This is a genomic window from Novosphingobium profundi (genome assembly GCF_018491765.1).
Lineage (GTDB): Bacteria > Pseudomonadota > Alphaproteobacteria > Sphingomonadales > Sphingomonadaceae > Novosphingobium > Novosphingobium profundi.
Genome location: NZ_JABWCU010000044.1, coordinates 1 through 15,599, shown reverse-complemented (window position 1 = coordinate 15,599; position 15,599 = coordinate 1). Strand labels below are relative to the sequence as shown.

General features: G+C 61.1%; 22 protein-coding genes and 1 pseudogene. 10 read left to right on the top strand and 13 right to left on the bottom strand.

Going from position 1 to position 15,599, the window contains the following annotated elements:
* The 3 genes from HT136_RS25430 to HT136_RS25420 form a co-directional block, all read right to left on the bottom strand.
* The coding region (locus HT136_RS25430) for an FAD-dependent oxidoreductase (RefSeq protein ID WP_425516920.1) at positions 1-218 on the bottom strand (218 nt) is incomplete at its 3' end.
* A 79-nt stretch (positions 219-297) separates the two neighbouring features.
* Positions 298-627 carry a heavy-metal-associated domain-containing protein gene (locus HT136_RS25425; RefSeq protein WP_084592356.1) on the bottom strand — a complete coding sequence of 110 codons (330 nt, stop codon included), beginning with the start codon at positions 625-627 and terminating at the stop codon, positions 298-300.
* Between the two features lie 12 nt (positions 628-639).
* A complete protein-coding gene (locus tag HT136_RS25420; RefSeq protein WP_014072602.1) occupies positions 640-1,035 on the bottom strand; it encodes a mercuric transporter MerT family protein in 396 nt (131 codons plus the stop codon).
* A gap of 76 nt (positions 1,036-1,111) precedes the next feature.
* Between HT136_RS25420 and HT136_RS25415 the strand changes: the two genes are divergently transcribed.
* Positions 1,112-1,534 (top strand): MerR family transcriptional regulator, encoded by a 423-nt coding sequence (locus HT136_RS25415; protein WP_014072603.1) that lies wholly within the window; start codon positions 1,112-1,114, stop codon positions 1,532-1,534.
* A gap of 216 nt (positions 1,535-1,750) precedes the next feature.
* On the opposite strand, the gene HT136_RS25410 is transcribed toward HT136_RS25415, so the two are convergent.
* A complete protein-coding gene (locus tag HT136_RS25410) occupies positions 1,751-2,515 on the bottom strand; it encodes an IS6 family transposase (protein WP_039396915.1) in 765 nt (254 codons plus the stop codon).
* Positions 2,516-2,548: 33 nt separating this feature from the next.
* Here HT136_RS25410 and HT136_RS25405 point away from each other — a divergent pair, with 33 nt between their 5' ends.
* The 3 genes and pseudogenes from HT136_RS25405 (at position 2,549) to HT136_RS25395 (ending at position 3,864) form a co-directional block, all read left to right on the top strand.
* Positions 2,549-2,911 (top strand): hypothetical protein, encoded by a 363-nt coding sequence (locus HT136_RS25405; protein WP_214202567.1) that lies wholly within the window; start codon positions 2,549-2,551, stop codon positions 2,909-2,911.
* Between the two features lie 108 nt (positions 2,912-3,019).
* Positions 3,020-3,235, top strand: a pseudogene (locus HT136_RS25400) (IS6 family transposase); the annotation flags it as partial.
* A gap of 68 nt (positions 3,236-3,303) precedes the next feature.
* On the top strand, positions 3,304-3,864 hold the full coding sequence (locus tag HT136_RS25395; protein ID WP_004213255.1) for a recombinase family protein: 561 nt from the start codon (positions 3,304-3,306) through the stop codon (positions 3,862-3,864).
* On the opposite strand, the gene HT136_RS25385 is transcribed toward HT136_RS25395, so the two are convergent.
* The 9 genes from HT136_RS25385 to HT136_RS25345 all read right to left on the bottom strand — a co-directional run bounded on the left by HT136_RS25385 (position 3,821) and on the right by HT136_RS25345 (position 10,978).
* Positions 3,821-4,504, bottom strand: a complete 684-nt coding sequence (locus HT136_RS25385; protein WP_281423512.1) for an IS5 family transposase — start codon at positions 4,502-4,504, stop codon at positions 3,821-3,823. The two genes, HT136_RS25395 and HT136_RS25385, sit on opposite strands and share 44 nt — an antisense overlap.
* A gap of 34 nt (positions 4,505-4,538) precedes the next feature.
* A complete protein-coding gene (locus tag HT136_RS25380) occupies positions 4,539-4,694 on the bottom strand; it encodes a LysR family transcriptional regulator (RefSeq protein WP_425516919.1) in 156 nt (51 codons plus the stop codon).
* A 127-nt stretch (positions 4,695-4,821) separates the two neighbouring features.
* Entirely contained in the window at positions 4,822-5,397 is a 576-nt protein-coding gene (locus HT136_RS25375) for a c-type cytochrome (RefSeq protein WP_213504637.1), read from the bottom strand.
* A gap of 65 nt (positions 5,398-5,462) precedes the next feature.
* On the bottom strand, positions 5,463-6,767 hold the full coding sequence (locus tag HT136_RS25370) for an APC family permease (RefSeq protein ID WP_281423513.1): 1,305 nt from the start codon (positions 6,765-6,767) through the stop codon (positions 5,463-5,465).
* A gap of 51 nt (positions 6,768-6,818) precedes the next feature.
* Positions 6,819-7,478 (bottom strand): methyltransferase family protein, encoded by a 660-nt coding sequence (locus HT136_RS25365; RefSeq protein WP_024021285.1) that lies wholly within the window; start codon positions 7,476-7,478, stop codon positions 6,819-6,821.
* Positions 7,475-7,717 (bottom strand): DUF2933 domain-containing protein, encoded by a 243-nt coding sequence (locus HT136_RS25360; protein ID WP_024021284.1) that lies wholly within the window; start codon positions 7,715-7,717, stop codon positions 7,475-7,477. The genes HT136_RS25365 and HT136_RS25360 overlap by 4 nt, the downstream gene beginning before the upstream one ends.
* A 34-nt stretch (positions 7,718-7,751) precedes the next feature.
* A complete protein-coding gene (locus tag HT136_RS25355) occupies positions 7,752-10,067 on the bottom strand; it encodes a copper-transporting P-type ATPase (protein ID WP_213504639.1) in 2,316 nt (771 codons plus the stop codon).
* A 46-nt stretch (positions 10,068-10,113) separates the two neighbouring features.
* Positions 10,114-10,479, bottom strand: coding sequence for a hypothetical protein (locus HT136_RS25350; RefSeq protein ID WP_024021282.1), 366 nt, complete (start codon positions 10,477-10,479; stop codon positions 10,114-10,116).
* Between the two features lie 40 nt (positions 10,480-10,519).
* Positions 10,520-10,978 carry a DUF411 domain-containing protein gene (locus tag HT136_RS25345; protein ID WP_024021281.1) on the bottom strand — a complete coding sequence of 153 codons (459 nt, stop codon included), beginning with the start codon at positions 10,976-10,978 and terminating at the stop codon, positions 10,520-10,522.
* A 190-nt stretch (positions 10,979-11,168) separates the two neighbouring features.
* On the opposite strand from HT136_RS25345, the gene HT136_RS25340 reads away from it, so the two are divergent.
* The 6 genes from HT136_RS25340 to HT136_RS25315 all read left to right on the top strand — a co-directional run bounded on the left by HT136_RS25340 (position 11,169) and on the right by HT136_RS25315 (position 15,506).
* Entirely contained in the window at positions 11,169-11,435 is a 267-nt protein-coding gene (locus tag HT136_RS25340; RefSeq protein WP_152536521.1) for a hypothetical protein, read from the top strand.
* Entirely contained in the window at positions 11,432-11,872 is a 441-nt protein-coding gene (locus HT136_RS25335) for a periplasmic heavy metal sensor (RefSeq protein ID WP_024021279.1), read from the top strand. The genes HT136_RS25340 and HT136_RS25335 overlap by 4 nt, the downstream gene beginning before the upstream one ends.
* A 9-nt stretch (positions 11,873-11,881) precedes the next feature.
* On the top strand, positions 11,882-12,439 hold the full coding sequence (locus HT136_RS25330; RefSeq protein WP_338422191.1) for an RNA polymerase sigma factor: 558 nt from the start codon (positions 11,882-11,884) through the stop codon (positions 12,437-12,439).
* Between the two features lie 57 nt (positions 12,440-12,496).
* Positions 12,497-14,290 carry a copper resistance system multicopper oxidase gene (locus tag HT136_RS25325; protein ID WP_024021277.1) on the top strand — a complete coding sequence of 598 codons (1,794 nt, stop codon included), beginning with the start codon at positions 12,497-12,499 and terminating at the stop codon, positions 14,288-14,290.
* Positions 14,290-15,249 (top strand): copper resistance protein B, encoded by a 960-nt coding sequence (locus tag HT136_RS25320; protein WP_024021276.1) that lies wholly within the window; start codon positions 14,290-14,292, stop codon positions 15,247-15,249. Before HT136_RS25325 ends, HT136_RS25320 begins: the two co-directional genes overlap by 1 nt.
* A 74-nt stretch (positions 15,250-15,323) precedes the next feature.
* On the top strand, positions 15,324-15,506 hold the full coding sequence (locus HT136_RS25315; RefSeq protein WP_213504642.1) for a hypothetical protein: 183 nt from the start codon (positions 15,324-15,326) through the stop codon (positions 15,504-15,506).
* Positions 15,507-15,599 lie beyond the last annotated feature (93 nt).

Here is a 15,599-nt window from a genome sequence, read left to right as displayed (position 1 = left end):
TCCATCTGGACAGCGCCCCCAAGGCCGGGAAAGCGCGCGGCGGCAAGCCCACCATGCACCGCTTCGGCGGCGCGGATCAGCGTCTTGGAAGGAACGCAGCCAACATTGACACAGGTGCCGCCAATCGTGCCGTGACCGACGAGCGCCACTTTCGCGCCCAGATCGGCAGCGGCGATCGCGGCGGAGAACCCGGCAGAACCCGCGCCGATGACGGCCACGTCAAATCCTTCCTGCCCGGGGCGGTTGCAACAGTCGTTCATTGCTTATCGCTTTCTTGAGGCGCTGGCGGCGCCCCGCTCAGTTTTGAATAGCGCGCGCCGGATAACCCGCGTTGGTTGATGCAGCGGCAATCGCAGCAGCATTGGTGCGGCGCGGGTTATAGGTTGCGCGCGCGGTCTTGGCTGCGAAATCGACCGTGACCGCCGTTACCCCGGCGACGCCTTCCATCGCCTTCTTCACGGTGATCGGGCAGGTGGCGCAGGTCATGTTCTCTATGGCAAAGGTGGTTTGCTTCTGAGCGGTTGCGGTAGCCGCGGGGCGATCTTGCGCCGTGCCACTAACTGCATAGGCGACCCCGCCGCCAGCCATAGCCAGCACGGCCATAGCGATACATACTGTATTTTTCATGGGTATTTCCTTTCAATAGAACCAGGGTGCCCACCAGTCGATGGTGAGCGCCAGGATGGCGACGGCAAGGCCCAGCCACAGCACCGCCTTGGTGGTCCAAGCCGATTGTGGACGAGCGCAGTAGGAACCGTCTTCACAGGGCGGTTTCGGCTTGAAATAGACATGCCAGAAGCCGTAGCCGAGCAGCGCGAGCGTTACGCCTGCGACATAGGGCTTGTAAGGTTCGAGCGCCGTCAGGTTGGCGATCCACGCGCCGGAAATTCCGAGCATAACCAACAGTAGCGGGACGACGCAGCAAGCCGAGGCGAGCCCCGCGCCGATCAATGCGCCCGCCGCAACCCAGTTTGCCTGCTTCGGCTCGTGGTTTTCGGTGAGGGCTGGCTGTCCCGCTTCCGGCGTTGAGACCATGGCTTGAATCCCTTGTTCCAACTGAGTGATTCGCAGTGTAGGCTCTGTAGCCACTACAGACTCAAGAGGTATTTTCATGGAGCAACAGGTCGGCATCTTGCGTGCCCAGCTTGCCCGGAAAACAGGCTGCAATCTCGAAACCATCCGCTATTACGAGAAGGTGGGATTGCTGCCGGGGCCGCCTCGCAGTTCCAACGGCTACCGCGTCTATTCGCCGGAACTGGTGCAAAGGTTGCAGTTCATCCTGCGCGCGCGCGACCTTGGCTATGCAATGGATGAGATACGGTCATTGTTGTCGCTCACCGATACCGGTGCACAAACCTGCGCGGAGGTTATGGCGAGAACCGAACTCCACCTTGAAGATGTCCGCCGCCGCATTGCAGATTTGCAGAAGATAGAGGTGACGCTGGCGACCACGTTAGCCAGATGCACTGGAGATGACGTTGCCGAATGTCCCATCCTGGAAGCACTCCAGTTTTTACCCCATCAAGGCAATTGACGCCATCTTTGAGGGATTTGATTTTGTGATGTCAGCTTGGAGTATAGCCTAACCGGACGTCAGGGCGCTACCGCGGTTTCTGTCAGATTAGGGTACTAAACGGAATTTGTTGACGAATGTCGTTGCGTATCATAGATTTCAACCTGACATTTTGATGGAGAGAGGGCTCTGTTGCAAACATGGGGGACGGCCGAGCGGCGTCTCCCTGTTGGGGGATCAGGCAGCATTGGCGAAATGCTGATTGAGCATGTCCATGACCTCGGTGATGGCCGAGGGGCCAATGCCAAATGATCTTTCGATTAGACGCACCTCTCCCCTGATCCCTGGCTGCAGGCACCATGCCCGGGCCTGCCCTTTGCGCAGGGCGCGCATGACCTCGAAGCCCTTGATCGTGGCGTAGGCTGATGGCATCGATTTGAAACCACGCACGGGCTTGATCAACATCTTAAGCTTGCCATGGTCGGCCTCGAGCACATTGTTCAGGTATTTTACCTGCCGGTGTTCGGTTTCAGGGGCAAGCTTCCCTTCTCGTTTCAACTCGGCGATTGCGGCGCCGTAGCTTGGTGCCTTGTCGGTGTTGAGTTTCGTTGGCTTCTCCCAGTCCTTCAGCCCGCGAAGGGCTTTGCCCAGAAAGCGCTTTGCGGCTTTGGCGCTGCGGGTCGACGAAAGGAAGAAGTCGATCGTGTCGCCCCGTTTGTCGACCGCCCGGTACAAGTAGGTCCATTTGCCCCGAACCTTGACGTAGGTCTCATCCAGACGCCAGCTCGGATCAAAGCCGCGCCGCCAGAACCAGCGCAACCGCTTCTCCATCTCCGGCGCATAGCGCTGCACCCAGCGATAGAGGGTCGTGTGATCGACATCGATGCCACGTTCCGCCAGCATTTCCTCGAGATCACGGTAGCTGATGCCGTACCGGCAGTACCAGCGGACCGCCCATAAGATGACTTCTCCGGTAAAATGCCGCCCTTTGAAATCGTCCATCACAACCGACCTTACCAATCCAAGGACCCAACCTTGGCAACCGCAGCAGAGTTTGCAACAGAGCCGATCATTGCTCTCATCGCGATAGGCCTGCTGATCCGCATGTCAGTCCGTGCGAATGCCCAGTTCCACGACGAGGCCCGGTTGCCTATGCAATGGGCATTGAATGGATCGGTAAATTGGACCGCGCCGCGCAGTTTCGCGCTCGCTTTGACGCCGATTTTGGCTAGCTGCATTCTAACCGCCATAGTCGTCATGACATTGACCCTGCAGCCCAGGCCAGGCCAAGAGGGCATGGAAATTCCCGTCGTCTTTTTCGGATCCATTGTTTTCGTCGCTGCGCACGGATTCCATCTCTGGATGATTAAAAAGACACTGAAAAAGAACGATCTTTAAGGTCAGAAATCCCCGGCGACTGACGCGGAAAAAAGTTATGCGCATCACCGCTTCAACCGATACGCAGAGAGCTTAGCGTACGTTTACGACCAGATTCTGCGATGCCCCCCTGTCCGTGGTTTCAAATCGATGCCCACAGCCTACGCCACGATCAAAGGCTTCGAGGTCATGCGCGCCCTACGCAAAGGACAGGCCCGACCATGGTGCCTGCAACCAGGGATCATGGGCGAGGTGCGTCTTGTCGAGCGAGCTTTCGGCATTGGACCATCAGCCCTGACCGAGGCCATGGAATTACTAAACCAACACCTGGCCACGGCCGCTTGATTGCCATGAAGCGGCGGATCTCACTCGCTCGCGGACGATCTTTGCAACAGAGCCGGAGAGAGTGCGCAGTGAAGGGGCAACGGATCGGCTATGTCCGGGTCAGCACGTTCGATCAGAATGTGGATCGCCAATTGGAAGGTCAGTCGCTCGATCGGACCTTCACCGACAAGGCATCGGGCAAGGACGTCAACCGCCCCCAGCTTGAGGCTCTGCTCACTTTCGCCCGCGAAGGCGATACCGTCGTCGTCCACAGCATGGATCGGTTGGCCCGCAATCTGGATGACCTGCGCAAGCTGGTCCAGGGCCTCACCAAGCGAGGTATCCGGATCGAGTTTGAGAAGGAAAGCCTGTCCTTCTCGGGGGAGGACTCCCCGATGGCCAATCTGATGCTCTCGGTCATGGGTGCGTTTGCTGAGTTCGAGCGCGCCCTGATCCGCGAACGGCAACGCGAAGGCATTGCGATCGCTCGGCAGCGCGGCGCCTATCGGGGGCGGAAACGGTCGCTCTCGGATGAGATGATTGCCGATCTGCACCGCCGCGTTGCCGCCGGTGAACGCAAGGCGACCATCGCGCGCGACATGGGCATCAGCCGCGAAACCCTCTACCAGTACCTTCGCGCCGCTGCCTGACACCAATGTTCACATTATGTCCGGAAAATCGTTGTTCAGCGTACAAAGCTTGAGGTGACGCCTTATAGCCGCCATCGGCCCAGACCTTCTCGATGAACGGGAAGAGGCCGCGCGAGATTTGCAGCAACGCGCCGCCGCCATCACGATCCTGGACATCGGCGGTGTGCGGCTCGACAAGCAGCGGCCTGCCGTCAGTATCGACCAGAGCATGGCGCTTGCGACCTTTGATCTTCTTGCCAGCATCGTAGCCGCGCGGTCCGCCGCTCTCGGTGGTCTTGACGCTCTGACTGTCGATGATGGCTCCGCTTGGCGAGGCGTCCCTTCCGGCTCGCTCGCGATCGAGCGCGACCAGCGCATGGTTGATCCGCTCGAACAGGCATTCGTCACGAAACCGGGCAAACCAGCGGTAGACCGTCTGCCACGGCGGGAAGTCCTTGGGCAGCAACCGCCATGCAATCCCGCCGCGCAGAACGTAGAAGATGGCGTTCACGATTTCGCGCATTGGCCATTGCCGTCGCCGCCCCGTCGTGCGCGCCTCGGGAACAAATGTCGCGATCAGCGCCCACTCGGCATCGCTCAAATCCGTCTGGTAACGCTTCGAAACACGCGTATGCTGCACACGGGTGGCTGGGGTCCACATCAAGATCTCCGGGTTGTCTGCAAAACCCCCGGAATCACACGAACCTCAGCCGCTCAACCCCTTTCGAAACGGCCTCTAAGATGTGACGGCTGAGAGTGGCCTGTTTGATGTTCAAGATGCGCGCCGCCCTGCTGAAGCTGCCGGAGTGTGCTGCCGCGATCAGGTAACGGAGCTGACGCAATTCGATCATTCCTGCGCAACAGAGAGAAAGCATTGGGACTTACCGCGCCTGCCAAATGCCGTCTGTCGGCCCAAGTTTCCAATGAGATAGAATATGATCATCGATTTTCTCGAAACCTACCCCCGCCATCGGCCAATTAATGGTGGTGGGGAGTGTCGCTTTCTTCGTGCGCTTGGTGATCGTGCATCTCCTCGGCATGATCACTGCTGTAACCAGCATATTGTTCTGCCGGCATTTCGGGCAACGCTTTCACGAAGGCGACGATGTTCCAGATGGTCTTGTCATCATGCGTGGGGCCAAAGGCGGGCATCCCACTCATCTTCACGCCGTGCTTGACCAGCCAGAAAACGTCCTTGGGATCCCATTCCCTGGCGGCTTCGGCCAGCGGCGGCGGTTTAGGGAGCATGACTTCTGCCCATTCGGCTCGACTTTGCCCTATGCCTCCATGGCAATGCGAACACATCGCCTTGTACTCGCCAGCCCCGGCGGCAACCATCGCCGACGTAAATTCGGCAGGAGGTTCGATGCCAGCCGCCTGCCGCCGGACAGAATTGTTCATCGTGGTTGTAAGCGCCCAACTGACGATCGGGTTGTGCCGATCGGTTGCGGCCACGTTATAGCCACCAGTCAAGATAACGATCAGAGCAACGACGATCAGCAAGATAAACAGAGTCGCCGCGCCTAATAATGCGCCTTTCAAGGTCGCGTTCATGCCTTCCCTCCTATGAAGCATTAGTTTGGTTCCGGTAGGCCGTTGCCTTTTCAGCCATGATTACGTCATGGCGAAGTATCGGTATCGTCGGCTTTCTTGCTGCGTTCCAGAAACACGTACTCGGCCGCGAAGACTACGGCGATGCCGGCAACCGCGTAGAGAACGATCGAGGGGTCGCTTTGCAGTTTCACCGCCGTGAACGCCGCAAGCACGGCGGCGTCGGCAGCCAGCGCAACAAGAAGGATCGAGGCCTTCGCGCCGACTTCGCGTCTGAGGTGTCGAAACACACCCCAATGCACGAGCATGTCCATGACCAGATAGAAGAAGGCGCCGAGCGACGCGATGCGCGACAGATCGAACAAGACGGCCAGCGCGCCGGCAACGACCACCGTGTAAAGCAGCATATGGCTGCGAATGCTGCCGCTCATGCCGAAATGGCGGTGCGGGATCATCTTCATGTTCGTGAGCATGGTCAGCATACGCGAAACCGCGAACACGCTGGCGATCACGCCCGAGGCCGTTGCGGCGAGCGCGATCACGACTGTGAAATAAAATCCTGCCTGACCTAGAGCTGGACCAGCCGCCGCAGCGAGCGAATAGTCGCGTGCGTCCACGATCTCATCGATCGTCAGGCTCGATCCCACTGCGAAGGCGACCAGCAGATAGGTCGCGACACAGATGCCGATGGCGATCATGATCGTGCGGCCGACATTGCGATGGGGATCCTCAATCTCACCCCCGCTATTGGTGATCGTGGTGAACCCCTTGAAGGCCAGGATGGAAAAGGCGACCGAAGCGACAAAGGCTTCGGCGCCGTGCATTCCCACGGGCTCCGCGAACGCTCCACCGGAGAACCCGCTCGCCCAGATCGCAGCAATGGCGAACAGGGCGATGCCGCCAATCTTCACGGTCGACATGATGAGCGAGAGACCGCTCACCGACCGGTTGCCTGCCGCATTGACGAGATAGGCGAAAACGATCAGCGCAACCGCGCCGATCGAAAGCAGCAGCGCGCTTCCTTCCAGGCCGAATGGCCGCAGCGCATAGGTCGCGAAGGTTCGGGCCACCAGGCTTTCGTTGATCACCATCGACAGCGCCATCAGGAGCGAGGCCGAAGCGGCGATCGTGCCGCGGCCATAGGCCTTTTGCAGGATCATCGCGATTCCGCCCGACGAAGGCCACGCATTGGACATCTTGATGTAGCTGTAAGCGGCGAGCGCCGTGACTAACGCTCCTGCGATGAAGGAGAGCGGAAAGAGCGGCCCCGCGAGTTCGGCGATCTGGCCGGTGAGCGCGAAGATTCCGGCGCCGATCATCACGCCCGTGCCCATGGCAACGGCGCCGGTCAGCGTTATCGAGTTACGGCTCAAATCACTGTCGCTGCCTGCGGCATGGTTCTGGTCGTGGTCGTGCTCCAAATCCTATGTCCCCGCGTCCGATAGAGTGGCGGGCTTCCATCTCGGAATGAAGGAAGGCACCTGAGCGGCGTAGCTTGCGAAACGCTCAGGGAAACGGGCGCCTGTTTCCGCTTCCTCCGCTCGCGCCAGTTTCACGTACATAACGACGAGGATGGGGAACATCGCCAGGGTCAGCAGCGTCGGCCATTGGAACAGAAATCCCAGCATGACGAGAATGAAGCCGAGATACTGGGGATGTCGCACGCGAGCGTAGGGACCGCTAACCGCCATTTCGCCAGCGCGCTGCGCCTTCCAGAGCACATGCCATGAAACGGAGATCAGCCAGAAACCGCCCCCGATCAGCAGGAAGCTCAGCATGTGGAACGGGCCGAAATGCGGGTTGGTCTTCCAACCGAACATCATTTCAAGCAGATGCCCTGCATCGTGGGAGAACCAGTCGACCCCGGGATAGGCCGATTGCAGCCATCCCGAGAGGAAATAGATGGTGAGCGGAAAGCCGTACATCTCCGCGAACAGTGCAACCAGGAAGGCGCTGAACGCCGAGAAGCTGCGCCAGTCGCGCTTTGTCCGGGGTTTGAAGAAACTGAAGGCGAAGAAAATGAAGATCGCGGAATTCGCGACGACCAGAAACCAAAGGCCATAGGCAGGGGCGTCGTGGTTCATTTATCGTGCCCTCCATGCCCGTGATGCATGAACAGATGCATGGCCGGACAAAGAAGGACGATCAGGAGCAACAGGCCTGTGCCCGTGAAAATATGCGCCCGATGCTCATAGGCGAGCAGGAAGGCGATGATGGCCAGGAAGGCGAGGAACACGGTGCCCGTCCGCGATCTCCAGAAACTCGGACGATGCCTTTCCTGTGCGGTGTGATCGCCACCGTGCGATTCCTCCATGACCATCATCACGTCCTTTCGATTGGGTTTGCTTCTTTGCGCCTCACACCTTCGCGGCTCTGAGACGCAGCGAATTGAGCACGACCGAGATCGACGAGGCGCTCATCGCGAAGGCGGCGAACATCGGGCTGATGAGAATGCCGAAGAAAGGGAACAGGACGCCCGCGGCGACCGGTACACCCGCGCTGTTGTAGATCAGCGCGAAGAACAGGTTTTGCCGGATGTTGCTCATCGTTGCGTGGGCAAGGCGCCGGGCGCGGACGATACCGTCGAGATTGCCCTTCACCAGCGTGATGCCCGCACTTTCGATAGCGACGTCGGCGCCGGTGCCCATCGCGATGCCGACATCGGCCTGGGCGAGCGCGGGCGCGTCGTTCACCCCGTCACCCGCCATGGCGACCTTCTTGCCGCCTTGCTGCAACTCGCGGATGATCCGCGCCTTGTCTTCGGGCAGAACATCGGCGCGGATCTCGTCGATGCCGAGACGCGCGGCGACCGCCTTGGCGGTGCGCTCGTTGTCGCCTGTCGCCATGATGATGCGGAAGCCGAGATCGTGCAGCGCCTTGATGGCGTCCGGTGTGGTTTCCTTCACCGGATCGGTCACGCTCACAAGGCCCGCGATGGCGCCATCGAGGATGATGAACATCACCGTTTCGCCTTCGTCGCGCCGGGCATTGGCCTTCTCGGCAAGTCCCGAGCCTTCGAGCCCGAGATCGCGGACCAACGCGATATTGCCGAGCGCCACCGCCTTGCCATCCACGGTGCCCTTCACGCCCTTGCCAGTGATTGCTTCGAAGTCGCTGGCCTCGCCCATCGCCACATTGCGCTCTTCCGCGCCGCGCACGATCGCTTCGGCGAGCGGATGTTCGGATCCGCGCTCCAGCGTCGCGGCAAGACGCAGCACTTCACCTTCGTCATGGCCCGGTTCGGGCAGAACGGCGACGAGCCTCGGCTTGCCTTCGGTGAGTGTTCCGGTCTTGTCGATCATCAGCGTGTCGATCTTCTCGAACCGTTCGAGCGCCTCGGCATTCTTGATGAGAACACCCGCCTGGGCGCCGCGTCCGGTAGCGGTCATGATCGACATCGGCGTGGCGAGGCCCAGTGCGCAGGGGCAGGCGATGATGAGCACCGCGACCGCCGCGATCAGCGCATAGGAGAGCGCAGGCGCCGGACCCCAGATGGCCCAGGCAATGAAGGCCAGCACCGCAATGCCGATCACGACAGGCACGAAGAGGCCCGCGACCTTATCGGCATATTTCTGGATCGGGGCACGCGAACGCTGGGCATTCGAGACCATCTCGACGATCTGCGAGAGCATCGTCTCGGAGCCGACGCGCGTCGCCTCCATGACGAGGCTGCCGGTGCCGTTGATCGTGGCGCCGGTGACGGGATCGCCGGCGACCTTCTCGACCGGAACCGGCTCGCCCGAGATCATGCTTTCATCGACCGAGGAACGACCATCGACCACCACGCCGTCGACCGGCACCTTGTCGCCGGGCCGCACGCGCAGCCGGTCGCCGACCTGAACATCCTCAAGCGCGACCTCTTCCTCGCTGCCGTCCGCGCTGATCCTGCGCGCGGTCTTGGCGGCGAGATCGAGCAGCGCCCTGATCGCCTTGCCCGTGCCTTCGCGGGCGCGCAGTTCCATGACCTGCCCGAGCAGCACCAGTGTGACGATCACGGCGGCCGCTTCGAAATAGACGCCGACATGGCCTTCAGGATCCCGGAAGCCGTCCGGGAAAATCCCTGGCGCAAGGACCGCGACAACGCTGAACAGCCAGGCGGCCATCACCCCCATGGCGATGAGCGAGAACATGTTGAGGTTCATCGTGCGGAACGAGTTCCAGCCACGCACGAGGAACGGCCATCCGCTATAGAGCACCACCGGCGTGCCGAGGATGAGTTCAATCCAGAGCGTCGTGCGCTCCCCGAATATCTCCCGCACACTGCCAAGCCCGACATAGGGGCCCATCGTGAAAACCAGCAGCGGCACGGTAAGCACCGCGCCGATCCAGAAGCGGCGCATGAAATCGACCAGCTCAGGGTTCGGTCCTTCGTCCGCCATCGCGGCCGATTCCAGTTCCAGACCCATGCCGCAGATCGGACACGAGCCGGGCTTGGTCTGCCGGACTTCCGGATGCATTGGGCAGGTATAGACAGCACCGCCATAGCCGGAGGGAACTGTGTCGTACTTGCCGGTCGCAGCGCCGGCGGACTGATGCTTGTCATGGCTGCAACAATGCGAATGGTCGTGCGACGGAGCATTGTCCGCAGGCACGAGGTGCATGCCGCATTTGGGGCAGTCGCCCGGGCTGTCTTGCCGGATTTCCGGGTGCATGGGGCAGGTATAAGTCGTCATCCCTGAATCCTCCGGCCGCGGCAGGCCCTTCTAGGCGCGCTCTCGATCATTGCGGCGTGTGTCCCTGATGCTGGCTGTGGTCGCCACCGCCCTGTTGCTGGGCTTGGCCATCGTGACGCGTTATGGGCTTGTCCGAGTTCCCACCCATCATGCCGCAATGCGCCATGCCGGAATGGTCGCCAGAGGCGCCTTCAGTCATCCCTGCGCCACCCATCCGGCTGTGATCCATCTGACCGTTGCCCATTTGCGAATGATCCATCATCGGGCATTGCATTTTGCCATCCTTGTCCTTCTGGCAGCAGGCCATCTGGTCATGCGCTGGTGGCGCTGGCGGCTCCGGCGCCTTCTGAGCCAGCAGCGCCGTGGGGACGGAAAGCGCGAGCGCGGTGAAACCGAAAATGAGCTTCTTCATTGCAGGGATTCCTTGAAAGTCCTTCGGACGTGTCCGAAGGTCAGTTGTAGCTGTTGAAGACGGAGCGGCCCGCCTCTCCGAACGCGACGACCTGATAGGGCTGCGCCTGGTCTCCCATCTCCATCCCCGGCGAACCGAGCGGCATGCCGGCGACCGCAAGCCCCCGGACACCGGCGGGCCGCTCCTTGAGCAACCGCTGGATATCCGCAGCGGGCACATGTCCTTCGATCACATAGCCACTCACCTCCATGGTGTGGCAGGACCGCAGATCCGCCGGCACGGCGTTATCGTCCTTGACGGTCGCCATGTCGGCGCTGTCTTTCACGATGACCTGCGCATTCATGCCGTGACGGACATGCTCGGCCCATTGCTCGCAGCAGCCACAGGAGGGATCGCGATACATGGTGTATTCGGTGGCCTGCGCCGCATTGGAGCAAGCGCCGAGGGCCAACAGAAGAGCCGACGCCATTGCGGGCTTAAAGCGGTTCACGCGCGGCATTCGCACATCATTTCTCCGATAGAGCGGGCCAAAATCATGGCCCTGTTACCTTCGCTACGCACGAGCCGACCCTGCCCCTCACTTTTTTGAGGGGCGCAAGGCGTTAAGGCGTATGGGTGCTATGACGCGCAGATGCGTATGGGATTACAGTCGAATGCGAGAAACGAACGAGATGGATCAGGAAACCCGATTGAACGATGCCCTGCACTCGCTGGGCGAGATGCAGACGGACGTCGTCCCGGAGGGCTTTATGGACAGCGTCTGGTCGCGCGCTGGGGAAATGGCTGAAGCCGCGAACGCGCGCTACCGCCTTGCCCTTTTCGCAGTCATCTTCGCTGCTGGAATGGGCGGTGGGATCGGCACGATCCAGACGCCGGTTAGGGCCGAGACAACGTCGTACCAGCTTTTTGCCGGCGCTGACCTGTCGCCCGCCGTTTTGCTGCACGTCGAGCCATGAAGCTGTCGGGCCTTCACATCGTTCTTGCCGTCCTGCTCGCTGTAGCGGCAGGATGCCTGGGCGCGATGCTCGCGGTACAATGGGGAGGCGCGGCCCAGCCTGGCAGCCTCCATGAGTTCGTGCATGATAAGCTCGACCTCACCCCGCAGCAGACCAGCGGGCTGGACCAGTTGGAAGCCCGTTTCGCGACGGAAAGGGCAGGACATGAAGCAAGGCTGCGCGCGGCCAATGCCGACCTCGCCGCAGCCATGGAGCAGGAGCATGGCTACGGTCCCAAGGTGAGTACAGCGATCGACCGGGTGCATGTGGAGATGGGCGAACTCCAGAAGGCGACCGTGCGCCATGTTTTCGCAATGCGCGCACTGCTTAACGAGGAGCAGCGGCAGAAATTCGACCATCAAATCTCTATATCCCTGACCGGCTCTGGCCGCGAATGATCGCTCGTGGTGGAGACAGGGGACAGCAGCGAATCTGACCTGATTGCTCAGGTAAAATCAGGCGGACGGCGGGCGTTCGATCGGCTTGTCGAGCCTCACGCGCCGCGCCTCCTCGCTCTCGCCCGGCGGATGCTGGCATCGCCATCGGAAGCCGAGGAAGCCGTGCAGAACGCGCTGGCCTCGGTCTGGATAAATCGCCAGCGCCTGGACGAAGGTCGGCCGGTCGGCGGCTATCTCACTACGACCACGCTGAACAAGTGCCGCGACCGCTTGCGGCGGCGCAAGGCGGCGAGCTTTCTTGGATTCGGTCGGGGGCTGGGAGAAATCATCGCATCTGACGACTCGCCCGGCCCCGAAGAAACCGCGCTGGATCGTCGAGAACTCGCCCGTGTACAGTCCGAAATCGAGCGCTTGCCGGTTCGGCTGCGCGAAGCGCTGGTGCTTGTTGCCATCGATGGGCGCAGCCAGCGTGAGGCGGCCGAGTTGCTCGGCGTGTCGGAAAAGACCGTTGAAACCCGCATATACCGGGCACGCAACAGGCTGCGCGAAAGTCTGCAATATTCCTGAGGGGTAGCACTGCCCGGCGCGTAACGAAGGGCAGAACCTCACGAACGGACAATCGCGATGACATCGATAAATCGCCGCAGATTCCTGCATTACAGCGCATGCGGAGCAGGTCTTGTTGGTCTTGCCGGCGCTATGCCTTCCTGGGCGCGGGGCGCGCATGGCGGGACACTGGCGCGCAAGGGAAGCGATGTTCTTTCGGGCGAACATCTGACCATGACGGTCGAGGACGCGCTGTTCACTACCGGCTCGCGCAGAGGGGCGGCCGTGACCGTCAACGGAACGCTGCCTGGGCCACTGCTGCGCCTGCGGGAAGGGCAAGATCTCACCGTCGACCTGATCAACAACGCCTCGGAGGGAACCTCGATCCATTGGCACGGGATGCTGGTCCCGTTCCTGATGGACGGAGTTCCGGGCATCACCATGGCCGCGGTCGAACGCGGAGAAACCTTCCGTTATCGCTTCCCGATCCGTCAGGCGGGCACTTACTGGTGGCATGCGCACACGCTGCAAGAGCCGATGGGGCATTACGGACCCATCGTCATCGACCCCGCCGAGCCCGATCCGTTCGAATATGAGCGCGAATATGTGCTGATGCTGACGGACTGGTCGCCGATGAACCCGCACGAGATCATCCGCAAACTCAAGGTCGGCGAGGGCTATTTCAATTACCAGCAGACGAGCTGGACCGACGACTATCCGCTGACCGGCGAACAGCGGCGCATGTGGGCGCGCATGCGGATGATGCCGACCGACATCGCCGACGTGACGGGCTCGACCTACACTTTCCTCATCAACGGTCACGGCCCTGAGGACGGCTTGGAGCTTGCCTATAATCCCGGCGAGCGCATTCGCCTGAGGATTATCAACGGTTCCGCCATGACGTTCTTCAACGTGCGCATCCCCGGCCTGCCGATGACCGTGGTGGCCGCAGACGGCCAGAATATCCGCCCGGTCGAGACCGACGAATTCCAGATGGGCAATGCCGAAACCTATGATGTGATCATCCAGCCCAGGGGCGCGGAGGCCTTCACCTTCGTTGCCGAAGCGATGGATCGTTCAGGCATGGGTGTTGCGACCCTGACGAGCAGGCCGGGTGCAAGCGCCGCCGTCCCCGCGCTGCGCAAGCCGCCGCTGCTCACCATGGCCGACATGGGCATGAGCGCTAGCGATCACGGCGCAGGCGGCATGACCGGGATGTCCGAGCGAGGCATGCACGATATGGAAGGCATGCCAGGCATGGCAGAAAAATCTGGCGACATGGCCGGAATGGACATGTCGGGCGGCATGAACATGCGCGACACCTCACGGCTGCCGGACAATGTGAAGGTCGGCCCCGGGCTCGACATGGTGGCGATGAACCCGATCGACCGGATGGGCGATCCCGGAATCGGTCTGGATGACGTCGGGCACCGGGTGCTCGACTACAAACAGCTCGCCGCAGTGAAGCCGAACCCCAACGACCGCCGCCCGACCCGGATGAAGGAAATCCATCTCACCGGAAGCATGGAGCGCTATATGTGGTCGTTCGACGGCAAGAAATTCTCCGCCGTCACCGATGATCCAATCCGCTTTGCCTACAACGAGCGCGTGCGAGTGAAACTCGTCAACGACACGATGATGGCGCACCCGATCCACTTGCACGGCCACTTCTTCGAACTGGTCAACGGCGCTCCTCCCGGCCACCAGCCGATGAAACACACGATCGTCGTGCAGCCTGGCGGCTCCGCCCAGTTCGATCTCACTGCCAATGAACCCGGCGACTGGGCGTTTCACTGCCACCTGATCTACCACATGCACACCGGCATGTTTCAGGTGGTCACTGTCCGCCCGCTCGGCGGAGGAGACGAGTGATGCGCCACGCGAGTCTTCTCCTGCCGCTGCTTGCGATCGCGACGCCAGCTCTGGCCCAGGAGCATCAGGGCCAACCCGGCGAGCAGCAAAAGCCGATGGACCACTCCACCATGGACCACGGCGGGATGGACCATTCCGCCATGCAAGATGGGCAGGTGGATCATTCCGGGATGGACCATTCGTCGATGGCCTCCCAGGCCGATGAGGCGATTCCCCAGGGACCGCCGCCGCCCGAGGCATTCTCAGGGCCGTCCTTTGCCGCCGATGCCGTTGTCGGTGCGGACCGCATGGCAGCCTCCCGCACCAAAGTGGTGAAGCAGGTCAGCGGTGAGATGCCGGTTTACTGGTTCCAGGCCGACCGCGCCGAATATCGCGCTCGGGTCGGTAAGGACGGCTATCTCTGGGACGTACAGGGCTATTACGGCGGTGACTACGACAAGCTGTGGCTCAAGTCCGAAGGCGAAGGCAGCTTCGGTGAAAAGCTTGAAAGCGCCGAAGTTCAGGCGCTGTGGAGCCATGCTATCGGCCCGTGGTGGGACCTTCAGACCGGCGTCCGGCAGGACCTTACCGGCCCGGCGCGCACGCACGCAGTTATCGGTTTACAGGGGCTGGTCCCCTATCAGTTCGAAGTCGATGCCGCAGCCTTCCTGTCTAACAAGGGTGATCTGACCGCACGCATAGAAGCAGAACTGGACCAGCGCATTACGCAGCGTTTGATCCTGCAACCGAGGATCGAAGTGAACGCGTCCGCGCAGGACATTCCCGAACTTGGCATCGGCGCTGGTCTAGATAAGGCGGAACTGGGCGTCCGCCTGCGCTATGAATTCGTACGCGAATTCGCGCCGTACATCGGCATCGAACAGGAATGGAAGATCGGCGATAGCGCGGACTATGCTCGCGCGGCAGGCGAAGACCCGAGTGTCACTAACTACGTCGTGGGCGTCCGCTTATGGTTTTGAGGGTGCGCTTCCGCCTCAGGCTTCAACTGTAATGAATCGCGGCGGTCGGCGTCAATTGATGTGAACGGACGATCATGACGAAGAACGAACGCACATCACACAAGGTCCCTGACGAGCCTGAGCTGGAGGCAGCAAAGCCTGCGGATGCGGCTGTCCGCCGTGCTTTGATCGAGGCGCGGGAGGAGTTTCTGCTCTTCCTCTATCAAAGGGTCGGCAACAAGAGGGCTCTGTTGCAAAGATCGTCCGCGAGCGAGTGAGATCCGCCGCTTCATGGCAATCAAGCGGCCGTGGCCAGGTGTTGGTTTAGTAATTCCATGGCCTCGGTCAGGGCTGATGGTCCAATGCCGAAA